This is a genomic window from Frankia sp. AgB32 (genome assembly GCF_023243045.1).
Lineage (GTDB): Bacteria > Actinomycetota > Actinomycetes > Frankiales > Frankiaceae > Frankia.
The window spans coordinates 1-15,097 of sequence record NZ_JALKFX010000241.1 but is presented as its reverse complement, the minus strand read 5'-3'; the positions used below and the strand labels follow the sequence as shown (position 1 = coordinate 15,097).

At 72.8% G+C, this 15,097-nt stretch carries 13 protein-coding genes; 6 read left to right on the top strand and 7 right to left on the bottom strand.

The features are described 5' to 3' along the window. Positions 1–270, top strand: a 270-nt coding sequence (locus MXD60_RS26990) for a hypothetical protein (protein ID WP_248822509.1), incomplete at its 5' end; no start/stop codon positions are given. Positions 271–1,035: 765 nt separating this feature from the next. On the opposite strand, the gene MXD60_RS26980 is transcribed toward MXD60_RS26990, so the two are convergent. The 3 genes from MXD60_RS26980 to MXD60_RS26970 all read right to left on the bottom strand — a co-directional run bounded on the left by MXD60_RS26980 (position 1,036) and on the right by MXD60_RS26970 (position 5,993). Next, positions 1,036–1,902: an enoyl-CoA hydratase/isomerase family protein gene (locus MXD60_RS26980; protein WP_248822508.1), complete on the bottom strand. Its 867-nt coding sequence runs from the start codon at positions 1,900–1,902 to the stop codon at positions 1,036–1,038. A gap of 587 nt (positions 1,903–2,489) precedes the next feature. Then, positions 2,490–4,685: an acyl-CoA dehydrogenase family protein gene (locus MXD60_RS29590; protein WP_248822507.1), complete on the bottom strand. Its 2,196-nt coding sequence runs from the start codon at positions 4,683–4,685 to the stop codon at positions 2,490–2,492. A gap of 135 nt (positions 4,686–4,820) precedes the next feature. Next, on the bottom strand, positions 4,821–5,993 hold the full coding sequence (locus MXD60_RS26970) for an amidohydrolase family protein (protein ID WP_248822506.1): 1,173 nt from the start codon (positions 5,991–5,993) through the stop codon (positions 4,821–4,823). Positions 5,994–6,284: 291 nt separating this feature from the next. On the opposite strand from MXD60_RS26970, the gene MXD60_RS26965 reads away from it, so the two are divergent. Then, positions 6,285–6,965 carry a TetR/AcrR family transcriptional regulator gene (locus MXD60_RS26965; protein WP_248822505.1) on the top strand — a complete coding sequence of 227 codons (681 nt, stop codon included), beginning with the start codon at positions 6,285–6,287 and terminating at the stop codon, positions 6,963–6,965. Positions 6,966–7,116: 151 nt separating this feature from the next. Further along, positions 7,117–7,893 carry an SDR family NAD(P)-dependent oxidoreductase gene (locus MXD60_RS26960; protein ID WP_248822504.1) on the top strand — a complete coding sequence of 259 codons (777 nt, stop codon included), beginning with the start codon at positions 7,117–7,119 and terminating at the stop codon, positions 7,891–7,893. A gap of 238 nt (positions 7,894–8,131) precedes the next feature. Here MXD60_RS26960 and MXD60_RS26955 read toward each other — a convergent pair whose 3' ends face one another. After that, complete coding sequence (locus MXD60_RS26955; RefSeq protein WP_248822503.1) at positions 8,132–9,493, bottom strand: M20/M25/M40 family metallo-hydrolase; 1,362 nt, start codon at positions 9,491–9,493, stop codon at positions 8,132–8,134. A gap of 164 nt (positions 9,494–9,657) precedes the next feature. On the opposite strand from MXD60_RS26955, the gene MXD60_RS26950 reads away from it, so the two are divergent. Next, complete coding sequence (locus MXD60_RS26950) at positions 9,658–10,056, top strand: hypothetical protein (RefSeq protein ID WP_248822502.1); 399 nt, start codon at positions 9,658–9,660, stop codon at positions 10,054–10,056. A gap of 227 nt (positions 10,057–10,283) precedes the next feature. Here the strand turns inward: MXD60_RS26950 and MXD60_RS26945 are convergent, their stop codons facing one another. Beyond that, a complete protein-coding gene (locus tag MXD60_RS26945) occupies positions 10,284–10,802 on the bottom strand; it encodes an SRPBCC family protein (protein ID WP_248822501.1) in 519 nt (172 codons plus the stop codon). Between the two features lie 16 nt (positions 10,803–10,818). Continuing rightward, positions 10,819–11,154, bottom strand: a complete 336-nt coding sequence (locus tag MXD60_RS26940; protein ID WP_248822500.1) for an ArsR/SmtB family transcription factor — start codon at positions 11,152–11,154, stop codon at positions 10,819–10,821. Between the two features lie 605 nt (positions 11,155–11,759). Here MXD60_RS26940 and MXD60_RS26935 point away from each other — a divergent pair. Together MXD60_RS26935 and MXD60_RS26930 are read left to right on the top strand one after the other, a co-directional pair. Then, a complete protein-coding gene (locus MXD60_RS26935) occupies positions 11,760–12,917 on the top strand; it encodes an enoyl-CoA hydratase/isomerase family protein (protein WP_248822499.1) in 1,158 nt (385 codons plus the stop codon). A gap of 72 nt (positions 12,918–12,989) precedes the next feature. Then, complete coding sequence (locus MXD60_RS26930; RefSeq protein ID WP_248822498.1) at positions 12,990–14,141, top strand: acyl-CoA dehydrogenase family protein; 1,152 nt, start codon at positions 12,990–12,992, stop codon at positions 14,139–14,141. 20 nt (positions 14,142–14,161) lie between these two features. On the opposite strand, the gene MXD60_RS26925 is transcribed toward MXD60_RS26930, so the two are convergent. Next, the gene (locus MXD60_RS26925) at positions 14,162–14,581 is read right to left on the bottom strand and encodes a site-specific integrase (protein WP_248822497.1); all 420 of its coding nucleotides are present in this window, start codon (positions 14,579–14,581) and stop codon (positions 14,162–14,164) included. Positions 14,582–15,097: the final 516 nt, after the last annotated feature.

Genomic DNA, 15,097 nt, shown 5'->3' with positions numbered 1-15,097 from the left:
CGGGCCCGGGGCCCCCGGCGGTCCGGGGGGGGCCCGGCCCGGGGCGGGGATTCCCGGGCCCCCCCGGCGCCCGCCCGGTCAGCCGGGCAGGATCTGGTGCCCGGCCGGGGTGGGGTCGTCGGCGAGCTCCTCCAGCGGCTGGATCGGCACCTCGTGGCCAGCCTTCGCGGCGTTGGCGACGAGGGCCGCGCGGCCGACGCCTCGCGCGCCCGCAGGGACCCGCCCGGCGTCGCGCCGGTGTCAGCCGGATTCCGGTACGCGAAGCCATGATTGCTCTGGAGAGCGAGGGCTGGATCTCGATCGAGCCGCACCGCGGCGCCTTCGTGTACGGGCTGGACGAGAACTCGGTGCGCGATCATTACGCCCTGCTCGGCGCCCTTTACGCCCTGGCGGCGGAACGCGCGACCGAGCGGGGGGGCGCGGACGGCATCGCGAAGCTGTCCGAGGCCGAGCAGGAGCTGCGGATCGCCGAGACGCCGGACGAGGTCCTGCACGCCAACGAGGCATACCTGCGGCAGGTCTTCGCGATGGCGCACACTCCCCGGCTCTCCTCCTTCTCCCGGCTGATGACCAGCGTCATCCCCGGGCGGGGCGGCCCTGTACTCGCGCCCGCTGTCCTCCCCCGCCCGCGCGAGGAGTACCTGGAGACCACGGTCATCGCCGTCGGCGCCGGATCCGCGGCGCCTCGGGAAACGCGCGTGCGTCGATGTCACCGGCGGGGCGGCCGCGGGTGCCGCGCAGCAGCTTCACACCGGGGCTGGTCCGGTCGGGGACGGGGCGGTCGGATCGGCTGCGGCCGTTGCGGAATCGGGCCCGGGCATGGTGTACCTGCTCGATGTTTCGCGCGGTCCGGCCGCGGCGGGGAGCGACGGCGACGGGAGACTGATCCGGCCCGGACCGAAGCGGTCAGGGCTGGTGAGGTTCCTACCCGGGGTGGATCCGGGCCGCGGGCGGCTCCCGGACCGAGGCGGACATCGAGTCGGCGCAGGTCGACGTTGGCCGTGCGCTGGTCGGAAGGTCAGCTGGCCGGGCAGGTCAGAAGCCGCGGAACCGGGTCGGGCGGCGCTCGACGAAGCTCGCGACACCCTCGGCGCTGTCGACCGTATTCGACAACACCTCCACAATCCAGGCTTCGTCCTGGGAGAGGCCGCCGCGATCGGTGTCCAGCGACCGGTTGAGCAGCCACTTGTTCGCCCCGTGCGCGCGGGTCGGTCCGTCGGCGAGGCGACGGGCGAGGTCGGCGACGGTCGCGTCGACCTCCTCGGCGGGCACCACGCGGGTGATCAGGCCGATCTCCGCGGCGCGGGCCGCCGGGATGTCCTCGGCGAGCAGCACCAGCTCCCGGGCCCGGGCGAGGCCGACCAGGCGGGGCAGCAACCAGGTGCCGAGACCGTCGACGGCGAGGCCGCGGCGGGCGAACACCTCGATGAACGTGGCCTTCTCCGAGGCGACGACGAGGTCGCAGGCGAAGGCGAGGTGCGCGCCGATGCCCGCGGCGGTGCCGGAGACCGCAGCGATGACCGGTTTCTCGCAGTCCAGGATCGCGCTGATGAGCCGGATCGCGCCGCGCAGCATGACCCGGCGGAGGTCGCCGACGAGCTTGTCCGGGGCGCCCTCGGGGCGCACCGGGGCCGGGCCGGAGGCGCGCAGGTCCGCGCCGGTGCAGAAGAACCGGCCGGTGGCGCCCAGCACGACCGCGCGGATCGTGACGTCGGCGCTCGCCTCGTCCAGCCAGGCGATGATCGACTCAATCTGGTCGGCGGTGATCGCGTTGCCGGCCTGCGGCCGGTTCAACGTGATCGTGAGGATGCCATCCGCGACATCCCGCAGGATGTCGGGAAGGTCCTGTCCGTCGCCATTGGCACCGCTGGTGCCCTCGACGACCGCGGGCGAACTGGTCATGAGGCCCTCTCCAGCACGGGTGACCGGGCGACGACGTCGGACGCCTCGTCCGGTGTGGTGTACGCATTCTGCAGCAGACAGAAGCGCTTGGGATACAGGTGGATCGAGGGGCCCGTGCCGGGCACCGGCGGGCCGCGACGAGCGGGCCGGGCACGAGCTGCGCGCCGAGAGCTACATCGCCGCCGGCGTCCCCGCCGACGAGGTCACGATGGACGGCATCACGTACGACGAGATGCGCCCGGGCTGCTGGAAGGTACCCGAGCGGATCGACGACATGGAGCTCAACGGCGTTCAGGCCCAGTTCCCCTTCCCGACTACCCGCGATTCTGCGGGCAGATGTTCCTCTGGGGCAAGGACAAGGAGTCTTCGACTGAGGGGCAGGAAGAGCGGCCCGGTCGCGGCACTCGGAAAGTCACTCGGTGCCGAAGAAGAGCGCGTTGCGACGGTTCCCGCCGGGCTGGCAGACCTGATGGAGCCAGCAGAGGTCGGGTTCGGACCAGGCCTCGTTGCGGTCGGCCCGGCTGGGCTGGCGGCCGAGCCGCAGCGGCGACAGCCCAGCACCCCTGCGCCACAGGGCCGTCCGAGGATCAGCCGCGGGCCAGCCCGAGGATGCGCTCGGCGATCACGTTGAGCTGGATCTCCACCGTACCGCCGCCGAGGAGCTGCTGCAGCACCGTCAGGTAACGCTCGACCCGCTGGCCCCCGACGCCTTCGGCGACCGCCGCCGCCGGGCCGAGCCAGCGCATCGCCCGCTCGGCGATCCGGGTCACCAGATCATTGGAGGCGACCTTGGACACGCTCGACTCCGCCCCCGGACGCAGGCCCGAAAGGCTACGCAGGGTGGTGCGCAGGTTCAGCGCGGACAGCGCGTGGGCATGCGCGAACGTCAGCCCGAGCTCCCGCGTCACGTCGGCGGGCGCCGCGGCGAGCTGGTCCGAGCCGGAGAGCTCGAGCAGGTCGGTCGGGATGCGCCGCGCCCCGCCGATGCTGACCCGCTCGTTGCCGAGCGTGGTGCGCGCCAGGCGCCAGCCCTGGTCGACCTCCCCCACCAGCCGGTTGTCCGGCACGAACACGTCGTTGAAGAACACCTCGTTGAACAGGAAGCCGCCATTGGCCTCCCGCAGCGGGCGGATCTCCAGACCGGGCGAGCGCATGTCGACGAGGAAGTAGGAGATGCCCTTGTGCTTGGGCACGTCCGGGTTGGTGCGGGCCAGGCAGATGCCCCAGTCCGCCTCGTGCGCGCTCGACGTCCACACCTTCTGGCCGTTCAGGCGCCAGCCGCCGTCGACCTTCTCCGCCCGCGTCGCCAGCGACGCGAGGTCGGAGCCGGCGCCGGGCTCGCTGAACAGCTGGCACCAGACGATCTCGCCGCGCAGTGTCGCCGGGCCGAAGAACTCCTTCTGCTCGTCGGTGCCGTGCGCCAGCACCGTCGGCAGCGCCCAGTCACCGATGATCAGACCGGGCTGGTCGACCGGGGAGCGCTCGTACTCGCGCTGGATGACGAGCTGCTCGATCGGGCTCGCGCCGAGCCCGTAGGGCTTCGGGTAGTGCGGCACGACGAGGCCCTCGGCGGCGAGGCGCTCGCGCCGCGCGGAGCCCTCCGCCGGCAGCGTCGCGACCTCGGCGAGCAGCCCGGAGATCCGCTCGCGGAACGCCGGGTCCGCGGCGGACAGGTCGACGTCGAAGTTGCGCAGCTCGCCGCGGACGAGCTCGCCGAGCTCGCGCTCCCACTCCGCGGCGGGGCCGAGCAGGTTCTCCAGCGTCATCGCCCGGCGCCAGTAGAAGTGGGTGTCGTGCTCCCAGGTGTAGCCGATGCCGCCGAGCAGGGTAATCGTCGCGAGCCCCAGCTCGGTCGCGCCCGGCAGGCACACCGCCGCGGCGCCGGCCGCCGCGATCGCGAGCTGGGACTCGCCCTCCTCCAGCGCCCGCGCCCCGTCCCAGGCGGCGGCGGTCATGGACTGGGACGCGATGAACATCCGCGCGCACTTGTGCTTGATCGACTGGAACGTGCCGACGGGCTGGCCGAACTGCTCGCGGACCTTCACGTAGGCGACGCCGGTGTCGACGCACCAGCGGGCGAGCCCGGCGGCCTCGGCGGCGAACAGCACCGCGGCGACCGACCGCAGCCGCGCGGCGCTCACCGCGACGACCTGGTCCGCCCGCACCACGAGATCACTCAGCGTCACGGTGCCGACGGCGCGGGTGTGGTCCACCGGCTTGCCGGCAGCGGTGGCGACCGCGCCGGCGGAGGCCGTGGCCACCTCGACGGTGAACCAGACCTCGCCGCCGCCGTCGGTGGCGGCGCCGAGCAGCAGCACGTCCGCGCCCGCGGCACCGAGCACCGGCACGGTGGTGCCGCTGACCCGGTAGTCGCCGTCGGCGCCCGCCGTCGCGGTCAGGCCCGCGCTGGACAGCGCGGTGGCGCCGGTGGCGCCCTCGGCGAGCCCCGGCAGCAGGGCCTTGCGCTGGTCGTCGTCGCCGTAGCGGGCGATCAGGGCGCTGGTCAGCAGGGACGGCAGCAGCGGCCCGGGCAGCAGGCCCCGGGCCGTCTCCTCGATCACCACGGCGAGGGCGACCCCGCCGGCGCCGGCGCCGCCGTACTCCTCCGGCAGGTGCAGGGCCGTCAGCCCCTGCTCCACCACCGCCGGCCAGTAGTCGGGCCGCGTTCCGGTGACCCACTGCTCGAGCCCCGCCCGGATCGCCTCCGACGGCGCGTGGCGGGCCACGAAACCGCGGACCGAGTCGGCGAGTGCGGCGTGGTCGTCGTCAAGACCGATGGACACGTCTGATTCTCCTCAGGTCGGGAACGAGATCATCGTGTCGATGTCCGGGGTGCCGAGCGGGAACGCCATGAGGCAGGAGGTCCTTCGCGTGGAGGGAGCCGGCGCGGTCGCCGGCGGGACGGGCGGGCGCGGGTGTCAGACGCCGATGAGGACCTTGGCGTTCTCCCCCATCACCAGGCTGATCTCGGCCTCGTCGAACCCGGCCTTCTCGAGGTCGTTCGTGAACGACAGCGGCTCGGCCAGACCCTCGACGTGCGGCCAGTCGGAGCCCATGAGCATCCGGTCGGCGCCGATGAGCCGCTTGAGCTCGGAGAGGTCGTTCTCGTGGAACGGCGAGACCCAGACGTGGCGGCGGAAGGTCTCCCGGGGGTCCTCCGGCCAGGCCTGCGGGTTCTGGGCGAAGGACTTCTTCAGCGACCGGAACAGCGGGGGCACCCAGTCCGACCCGGTCTCGATCGCGGCGAAGCGCAGGCCCGGGTTACGCGCCAGGGTGCCCTGGGCGAGCAGCGCGGCGAAGGTGTCGGCGATCCCGGTCGGCGTGAGCAGGGAGCGCAGCGGCGTCATCCGGAACGCCTCGGTCTCCGCGCTCTCCCCCCACCAGCCGATCAGCTCGGCGTAGACGTCGTCGCCGCCGTGGTAGGCGCAGACGATCCCGGACTCGGCGGCCAGCGCCCAGAACTCGTCGAAGTCCCGGTCACCCGGCGAGGTGAGGCCCTTCGCGGTCAGCACCGGGCCGGCGCGCATCACCAGGATGCGGGCGCCGCGCTCCAGCGCCCAGCGCAGTTCGGTGACGGCCGCCGCCGGGTCGGACAGGGAGAGGTACGGCGCGGCGAAGATCCTGTTCTGGTAGGCGAAGCCCCAGTCCTCGTCGAGCCAACGGTTGAACGCGCGGAACGCGGCGCGGGCGGCGGGCAGGTCGTCCTTCAGGGCCCGTTCCATGCCGACGCCGAGGGTGGGGAAGAAGAACGCGCCGTCGAGGCCGAGCTCCTCCATCACCGCGAGGCGGGCGTCGCGGTTCTGGTACTCGTCCCGGGGCGGGGCGAGCTCGCCGAACAGGTTGACCACGGGGCCGCCGACCTCGCCGCGGAAGTACTGCTCCAGCGCGCCGGGCCGGGCGAGCGCGGAGAACGTCGGGTTCGGCAGGAACCGGTTGACCTTCCCACCGACCAGCAGCCGGGTCCGGCCGTCCACCTGCGCCCACTGCATGCAGCGCTTGGCGAACGCGGGCTCGATGTGCCGCGTGAACGCGTCCAGCGCCTCGTAGTAGTGGTTGTCAGCGTCGAAGGCCCGCAGCCCGTCCACCGCCATGTCTGTGCCTCTCCCGCGTCGCGCCCGCCACGCCGGCGCACGCCTCCCGGCGGGGGGCGTCGTGGTGGTCACGTCGCCACGGCCGGCACCGACACGACCGAATTTAGAACCCTGTTTCACCTCGGTCAAGCGAAGCGGTCCGCGACGGGCCCGGCGCGCCCGCCACCGCTCTCGCGGCCGGCCTCGCGCATGGACGCCTCGCCGCGTTTGCGGACCGTTAGCATGGTCGTCCCGCGCCCCAGGCCCCCGCCCCGCCCCGGCTGGCGCCGTGTCCCACCTGACGGAGGTTTCGTGTCGACGGAGGTCACCCCGCCGCACGCCGACCCGGGCTCCGCCGCGACGTCGGAGCAGCGGCGCCGCCGCGGCCGCCCCCGCGGGCTCACCCCGCGGGTCCGCCGCGACGTCTACACCGCCGTGCGCACGATCCTCGGCACCGTCGGCTACGAGGCACTGCGGATCGACGACGTCGCCGCCGCCGCCGGCGTGCACAAGACCACGCTCTACCGGCAGTGGTCCAGCAAGGCCGATCTGGTGCGCGACGTGCTGGTCGCGGCGCAGGCCGCCGCGCTGCCCCGGCCGGACGCGGGCAGCTGGGACGAGGACCTGGCGCTGCTGTGCGAGGGCCTGCTCGCGGTGTTCAACCATCCCTCGACGCTCGCGCTGGTCAAGACCCGGGTGACCGCGAACGACGAGCTGCTGACGGCGGGGCTCAACAACCGCGCCGACGACGAGACGACCTTCCTCGGCGCGCCGTTCGACCGGGCTGTGGCGCGCGGCGAGATCGACCCGGCCACGGACGTGCCGATGATGGTCGAGGTGCTGATGTCGGCGTTGATCACCCGGTTGTGCGTGACCCGGTTGCCGATCGACCGGGACTTCCTGGACCGGCTCGCCCGCATGATCCGCGCGGCCGCGGGTACCGGCCCGAATGCGGCCCGCCCGGCGGGCGGCCATGACTCGTCACGCCATTAATGCACCGTTTTGTTGTAACAATTAGGTCGTCCGGGTAGCGTGCCACCGTCGGTGGGTGGCCGCGTGACCGCGCGCCGCCCCCAGTCCGGCGCGCGCGGCGCGCACGGCCGCGGACCCTCCGCCGCGGTCCCATCGAGAGTGAGGTTTCCTGGTGGAACTGCAAGGTGCGTCAGCGATTGTCACCGGGGGTGCGTCCGGGCTGGGCGCCGCCACCGCCCGCCTGCTCGCCGCCCGCGGCGCCGCCGTGGTCGTCGCGGACCTCGACGACACCAAGGGCGAGGCGGTCGCCAAGGAGATCGGCGGCGTGTTCGCCCACGTCGACGTGACCTCGACCGAGAACCTCATCGCCGCCGCCGAGGCCGCCAAGGCGCTCGGCCCGATCCGGGCCCTGGTCAACTGCGCGGGCATCGGCTGGGCGGCCCGCACCATCGGCCGCGACGGCACCTACGACTCCGCCCACGACCTCGACCTGTTCCGCAAGGTCATTCAGATCAACACGATCGGCACGTTCGACGCGATCCGCATCGTTGCGACCGCGATGTCCGCGAACGAGCCACTGGCCGACGGCGAGCGCGGCAGCATCCTCAACACCGCCTCGCTGGCCGCGTTCGACGGCCAGATCGGCCAGGCCGCCTACGCCGCGTCCAAGGGCGGCGTCGTCGGGCTCACCCTGCCCGTGGCGCGCGACCTCGCCGTCGTCGGGATCCGGGTGAACACGATCGCGCCCGGCCTGATCGACACCCCGATCTACGGCGACGGCCCGGGCTCGGAGCAGTTCAAGGAGAAGCTCAAGCGCGACGTGCTGTTCCCCAAGCGGCTCGGCACGGCGGACGAGTTCGCCGCCCTCGCCGTCGAGGTACTGACCAACAGCTACCTCAACGCCGAGGTCATCCGCATCGACGGTGGCGCCCGGCTGCAGCCGAAGTAGCCCGCCCGCCGGGCCCGGCCGGTTCAGCTCGGCCTGGACGCCAGGCACTCCTCGCGCAGCGGGACCTCGGCGGGCTGGATGGTTCAGCGGGCTCAGGGCCGCGTTCGGAACGTACTTCCTGAAGTCCGCGGCCATCTTCGATGCAGGACAGCCAGCCGACCCCGACGGCGACTGGGCAGCGCCGTGACGCGCACCCAACGCCACCGCTGGGCCGGCACGCGGCCCGCGCAACGCGGCCTCAGCAGGACTGCAGGAAGCGGTCCAGCACCCGCACACCGAAGCGCAGCGACTCCACCGGCACCCGCTCGTCCACCCCGTGGAACATCCCGAAGAAGTCCAGGTCCGCGGGCAGCAGCAGCGGGGAGAAACCGAAGCAGCGGATCCCCAGCCGGGAGAAGGACTTCGCGTCCGTGCCGCCGGAGAGCATGTAGGGCACCGGCCGGGCGATCGGGTCCTCCGCCCGCAGCGCCGCCGCCATCGCCGCGACGAGCTCGCAGTCGAAGCTCGTCTCCACCGCCGCGTCGTTCACGATCCACTCGCGGCGGATGTCCGGCCCGAGGATCTCGTCGAGCTGGCGGTTGAACTCCTCCTCCTGCCCCGGCAGGTAACGCCCGTCGACCAGCGCGCTCGCCTCACCCGGGATGACGTTCACCTTCTCGCCGGCGAGCAGCGCGGTGGGGTTGACGGTGTTGCGCAGCGTCGCGCCGATCATCCGGGCGATCGGGCCGAGCTTCGACACCGTCGAGGCCAGGTCGTCCAGGTCGAACTCGACGCCGAGCGCCTCCCCCAGCTCGTTGAGGAACACCCGCACCGTCGGCGTGAGGATCAGCGGGAACTCGTGCCGGCCCAGGCGCGCCACCGCCTCGCACAGCGCCGTCACCGCGTTGTCATCACTGATCATCGATCCGTGCCCGGCCCGGCCGGTCGCCGTCAGCCGCATCCAGGCCAGGCCCTTCTCGGCCGTCTCGATCAGGTAGAGCCGCAGATCGTCGGACACCGTGTAGGAGAAGCCGCCGACCTCCCCGATCGCCTCGGTGCAGTCGGCGAAGTGGTCACGATGGTTCTCGACCAGCCACCGGGCCCCGAGCACCCCGCCGGCCTCCTCGTCGGCGAGGAACGCGACGACAAGATCACGCGGTGGCCGCCGCCCCGACCGGGCGATGTCCCGCACGACCGCGAGCGTCATCGCGACCATGTCCTTCATGTCGACGGCGCCGCGGCCCCACAGGCAGCCGTCGACCTCCTCCCCGGAGAACGGCCCTACCCGCCACTGACTGGCATCCGCGGGCACGACGTCGAGGTGGGAGTGGATCAGCAGTGGCGCCCGCGACGGGTCGCTGCCCTCGACCCGGGCGATGACGCTGGTCCGCCCCGGCGCCGATTCCAGCAGCGTCGGCTCGATCCCGACCTCCGCGAGCTTCGCGGCGACGTACTCGGCGGCCGGGCGCTCGTGCCCGGCACCGTCACCGCGGTTGACCGACTCGAAACGCAGCAGGTCGCGACAGAGCTCGACCACCTCACGCTCGGCAGCCGGGCTGGTGACCGGCAGGCGCAGAGGTCCGGTCGGGTCGGCGGAGGCTGCTGGCGGCACGCTGGACATGACACCAGTCTGCCCTGCCGAAGATGCGAACTCCGGTCACGGGCCTTAGCGTGAAACGGTGCCGTAGCTAAGCTGCCACACTCCGTCGCGTTACGCCTGGTCAGAGCGGGTCCACGAGCCGCGGGCGGGTCTCGGCGGGGCTGCGATGCGGGAGGGAGCCCACCGTGACGATCGCCTACCCGTGCCCACGCGCCGACCTCGACTGCGCCGCCGCCTTCGCCACCGGCGGCGACCTCGACTGGCACCTGCACCTCACCCACGGCTACCGAGGTACCTACCGGATCTGGACGAGCCTGCGCCCACCGCGCCCCCTCGGCGCGCCGCCCGCCCGCCACGTCCCCGACGGTCTGGTCGAAGGCCCCGGCACCCTCACCACCGCCGAACGCCGCGCAGCCCAGAACTCCCAGGACGATCCGACTCCGGCTCCGTCGCCGGCCGCAGGCCCCGCAGGCCCCGCAGGCCCCGCCGTCGGGTCGGACCCACTCACCGGCATGCGGCCCTCAGCCACGGCCGGCTCCACCACCAGCCACCGCACCCGCCGGCACGTCCACATCTCCCGCTGACCACACCAGCCGCCCGCGGCGCACCAAGATCCCGATGTTCCGCGGCGCACCAAGATCCCGATGTTCCGCGGCGCACCAAGATCCCGATGTTCCGCGGCGCACCTGGCCGGGGCCGGGGCCCCGACCGGTGTCGGCCGGGTCATCTGGGTTTTCTGGCCGGGGGAACTCGGGGAACGGATGGTCGCCGGTCCTGCACCCTGGGCGTCCACCGTCGGCGGCCTACCTACCTATGCGGAGTCGGGGACGGGTGCTCCGCCGGGTAGGCCGGCGGCGAGGTGCGCGTCGTAGAGCAGCCGCCAGCGCGCGGTGGCGGCCGGGCCGTGCGGCCCGTCGCCGGGGTGGCCGCCGACGACCCGGTCGAGTTCGGCGAGGCAGACAGCCCAGCCGGCGGCGTTGCGCGCGGCGGCGGCGGGATCCTCGAGCACGTTGACGAGCGTGAGCCGGGTGCCCGGCGCCCCGGCGGGTTCGAGCGTGAGGTGCAGCTCGTCGCCGCCCCAGGTGAACGCGATCTTCCGCGGCGGTTCGTAGGCCATGACCCGGCCGGTCGAGTCCGTGAGGTTCGGGTCGGCGGAGAACGAGACCGTGCCGCCCGGACGCGGCTCGATCGTCACCGCCGACGGGAACCAGCCGGCCAGCTTGCCCGGTTCACTGATCGCCCGCCACACCCGCTCGATCGGGTGCGGGTACACGCGCTCGAAGCGCACGGCCGGCCGGCCGTCGACCTCGACGTAGCTACCCAGGTCCATCAACTCTCCCCTTCGCTCAGCCGCCCGGCACAGGCCCGTCCTGGTCGGCCATCGTGTCCAGGTGGTCGCCGAGACGGTCCAGGGCCGGGTTCCGCAGCCGCCGGTACGGCGCGAGCCACCGGTCCAGCTCGGCGAGAGGCGCGGGATCGACCGTGTAGAGCCGCCGCTGCGCCGAGGACACGACCCGCACGAGCCCGGCCTCGCGCAGCACCCGCAGATGCTTCGACGTCGCCGGCTGGGTCAGCCCGACCGCGTCGACGATCTCGTTCACCGCGCACGGCCGCACCCGCAGCAGCTCCAGCACCTGCCGCCGCCGCGGATCGGCCAGGGCTCGCCACTGTCCATCTCGCACGCCGCGAGTATGCCTCCTCAGACATATAACCAACAAGGCATGACACGCCGGCGACTCCCCGCGTCCGGCGCGGCCGGGCCGCCAGCGGCTGCGGACGATCCCGGGCTCGCCGCCGAGCCTCATCGCCGTGCCCCCGGGCGGCCCGTTCCACCCCCGGGCACCGGGTGGCCTGCCACCTGCCGGTGGCCGAACGGCGCCGGCTCCTGCACGACGAGGTGATCCCGACGCTATGGGCGACGAGCCGACCGCGGAGCCGATCCCCGACCCCGCCGGCACCCGGCGCCGCGAGCGCATCCGGCTGCGCGACGAGGTCCCGAGCCCGCTGAACCCGCCTGCCGCCTGCCGCCTGCCGCCTGCCGGTTCCATCCCTGCTGCTGGAAGGCCCAGGAGGTCGGCCGCACCGACGCCCCACCCACTACAGGAGCGCACACCCGGACACCTTGTCGCCTGCCATTTTCCGGAACGCAGGGACGTCCTCTGACCGTCCGGCGACCCATCACTACCGTGTGGGCGACGAAGTGGGCAGGATGGACGGATCCGCACGTGCCCCGGATCGGCGCCGCCGACCCAACCCGCGGGCCGCGACCCGAAGGGTGGACTGGCCGATGTCTCCGTTGACCGCGTCCTCGTCGCCGAACAGCTCCCCCGCCGACCTCCCGCCGAGCGGCGGCGGCTCCACCCCGGAGGTACTCGTCCGGCGAGAGGGCCGCGACGGCCGCCTGGGCAGGCTCACCCTCAACCGGCCCGGGGCGATCAACGCGCTGACCGCGTCGATGGTCGACGTCCTCGACGAGACGCTGCGGGACTGGGCCGACGACCCGGGTGTCACCGCGGTGCTCCTCGACGGCGCCGGCTCGCGCGGCCTGTGCTCCGGCGGTGACATGCGGGCGGTGCGCTCGGCGGTCCTCGCCGGCGAGCCGGAGCGGGCGCTGGCGTTCTGGGCCGCCGAGTACCGGCTCAACGCGCGCATCCGCCGCTTCCCCAAGCCCTACATCGCGATCATGGACGGCATCGTGATGGGCGGCGGCGTCGGCATCTCCGCCCACGGCGACGTCCGCATCGTCACGGAACGCTCCGTGCTCGCGATGCCCGAGGTCGGCATCGGCTTCGTCCCCGACGTCGGCGGCACCTGGCTGCTCTCCCACGCCCCCGGCGAGCTCGGCACGCACCTCGGCCTCACCGGCGGCCGCTTCGGCGCCGCCGACGCCATCACCGCCGGTTTCGCCGACCACTACCTGCCCTCCGCGGAGATCCCCGCGCTGCTCGACGTACTGCGCGGCGCCGACGACCCGGCCGACGCGATCGCCCGCTACGACCTCGGCGCCTTCGCGCCGCCGCCCGGCCGTCTCGCCGCCGACCGCGGCTGGATCGACGACCTCTACCGCGGCGACGACCTCGGCCGCATCGTCACCCGCCTGATCCACAGCGTGAAGCCCGCCGCCCGCGACGCCGGCACGGAGATCTCCGCGCAGTCCCCGACCGCCCTGGTCGCCACCCTGCGGGCACTGCGCGCCGCGGTGACGTTCGAGAACCTCGAGGAGGCGCTCGACCAGGAGTACCGGATGGCGAACGCCGCGCTGTCCACCTCCGACCTGGTCGAAGGCGTCCGCGCCGTCCTCGTCGACAAGGACCGCGCCCCGCGCTGGTCCCCCGCCCAGCTCGCCGACGTCAGCCAGGCCGAGGTAGACCGCTTCTTCGCCCCCGCCGACCCCGACCTCGGCCTCGGCCTCGCCGCTGCCTTCGCGGAGGTCCACGACCTCTGACCCTTCGCTCACGCGTCGTCGTGTCGTACCGTGCCCGTACACGGTGTGCTGGGTGACGTGTGGAGGTGGCCCGTGCCGGTCGAACGGCTGCTTGCCACGCCTGAGGCCGAGGCAGTGGTCGAGCTTGCCCGCACGATCGCCGAGCGGGAGATCGAGCCGCGCGTCGTCGCCGACGAGGCCGACGGGCGGTTTCCCCGAGAGGTCTTCGCGGTGTTGGGCGCCGCGGGGCTGCTCGCGCTGCCCTACCCGGAGCGGTTCGGTGGCGGCGGCCAGCCGTACGAGGTGTACCTCCAGGTGCTCGAGGAGATCGCCTACCGGTCGGCGTCGGTCGCCGTCGGCGTCAGCGTGCACAGCCTGAGCTGCTACCCGCTGGCCTACCATGGTGCAGATGCGCAACGCGACGCGCTGCTCCCCCGGCTGCTGTCGGGCGTGCCGCTGGGCGCGTACAGCCTGTCCGAGCCGCACGCCGGCTCCGACCCGGCGGCGATGACGACCGCCGCCCGCGTCGAATCCGATGGCGCCGGCTATCGACTTTCCGGCACGAAGGCGTGGGTGACCCACGGCGGCGTCGCCGACTTCTACACCGTCTTCGCCCGCACCTCGACTGACCACAGCGGCGGCATTTCCTGCTTTCTCATCGACGCCGGCATCGACGGCCTGGTTGTGGGCGCACCGGAACGCAAGATGGGCCTCACCGCCTCACCAACAACGCAGCTCATATTCGACGACGCACTCATCCCCACCGACCGCCTCATTGGCGGCGAGGGCGCGGGCCTGCGGATCGCGTTGTCAGCGCTGGAGGCCGGCCGCCTCGGCATCGCCGCCTGCGCCGTCGGCCTCGCCCAACGCGCCCTCGACGACGCCGTCGCCTACGCCCGCGATCGCCAGACGTTCGGCCGCGCCATCATCGACCACCAGGGCCTGGGCTTCCTGCTCGCCGACATGGCCGCCGCCGTCGAATCCGCCCGGGCGACCACTCTCTCCGCCGCCCGCCTACGCGACGCCGCCCGCCCCGCCGCCCGCGCCGCAAGCATTGCCAAACTCGTCGCCACCGACGCCGCCATGCGCGTCACCGAAAACGCCGTTCAGGTCCTCGGCGGCGCCGGCTACACCAAGGACTACCCGGTAGAGCGTTATATGCGCGAAGCAAAAGTCATGCAGATCTTCGAAGGCACCAACCAGATCCAGCGCATGGTGATCGCCCGCCACCTCGCCAAGGGCTGATCAGAGGCCGTTTCCGCTGGTCAGAGTCCCCATTCGGGTCCGGTCAGCGAATCGGGTTCTACCGGAGCGATGTCCGGCCGGGTCCGGTCCAGTCCGGTCGCTTCCGGCTGGCTGTGGCGGAGCCGCGGCTGGGAAAGCTCCGCCTCTTCGACTGGAGTCCCGGTCGTCGCCTCCTCGGCGGCCAGGGCCGCGTCGATCCGGCGCCGGGCGGCTTCGTCCTGGCCGACGATGCACCTCGCGTAGACGAGCAGACACACCCGCACCGAATGACCCGCCCATTCCGCAACCTGGGTGACCGGGACTCCGGCGTTCAACCAGCCGGACACGGCAGCGTGGCGCGAGTCGTAGGGACGGCGAGCCAGTGGTGATGCCTGTTCGGCCGGCGTGAGCGCGATCTCGCGAGCCTGCCGCCACCTCGCCAGGCACCGGATCGCTTTCACCGGCCCGTCCTCCCTGACCGGAACAGCCGCCCATCGGCGGTCACCCCGAACTCGGCGACGTGGCTGCGAAGGATCACGACCAACCGCGGGTTCAACGGCACCAGCCGTGTCTCCCCCTTCGCCCTATGCTTGAGCTCCCGCGCCTGACGCGGCCCGTCTGGAACATCAGACCATCGGAGCGAAATCTGGCTCTCCTGACCTGATCGTGGGCATGATCGCGACACGAACGGGTCCCTAACGGACACACACCGTCCTCGTCGCTAGGTTGCGGAACCTCGCCCTGAGCCTCCTCCGCCTCCACGACGTCACGAAAATCAAGGAAACCACCGAATACATCGCCCGCGACCGCAACCGGGCGATCGACTTCCTCATGACCTAACGTGAGACATCACTACGCAGAGCGACCTTGCCGAGGCCCTGGCTGACTACCCTCCAGGGTCTTGAACATCTGCTGCAGACTGAAACCCTGCCCGCGCAGGACCGAGGCGACCGCGGAATGGCTGATCTCGCGCCCCA

Excerpts from the sequence above, each read along its gene's own strand:
- MXD60_RS26945 (WP_248822501.1), bottom strand. The coding sequence starts at position 10,802 with ATGGACCTGGGTAGCTACGTCGAGGTCGACGGCCGGCCGGCCGTGCGC.
- MXD60_RS26935 (WP_248822499.1), top strand. The coding sequence starts at position 11,760 with ATGTCTCCGTTGACCGCGTCCTCGTCGCCGAACAGCTCCCCCGCCGAC.
- MXD60_RS26980 (WP_248822508.1), bottom strand. The coding sequence starts at position 1,902 with ATGACCAGTTCGCCCGCGGTCGTCGAGGGCACCAGCGGTGCCAATGGC.
- MXD60_RS26970 (WP_248822506.1), bottom strand. The coding sequence starts at position 5,993 with ATGGCGGTGGACGGGCTGCGGGCCTTCGACGCTGACAACCACTACTAC.
- MXD60_RS26955 (WP_248822503.1), bottom strand. The coding sequence starts at position 9,493 with ATGTCCAGCGTGCCGCCAGCAGCCTCCGCCGACCCGACCGGACCTCTG.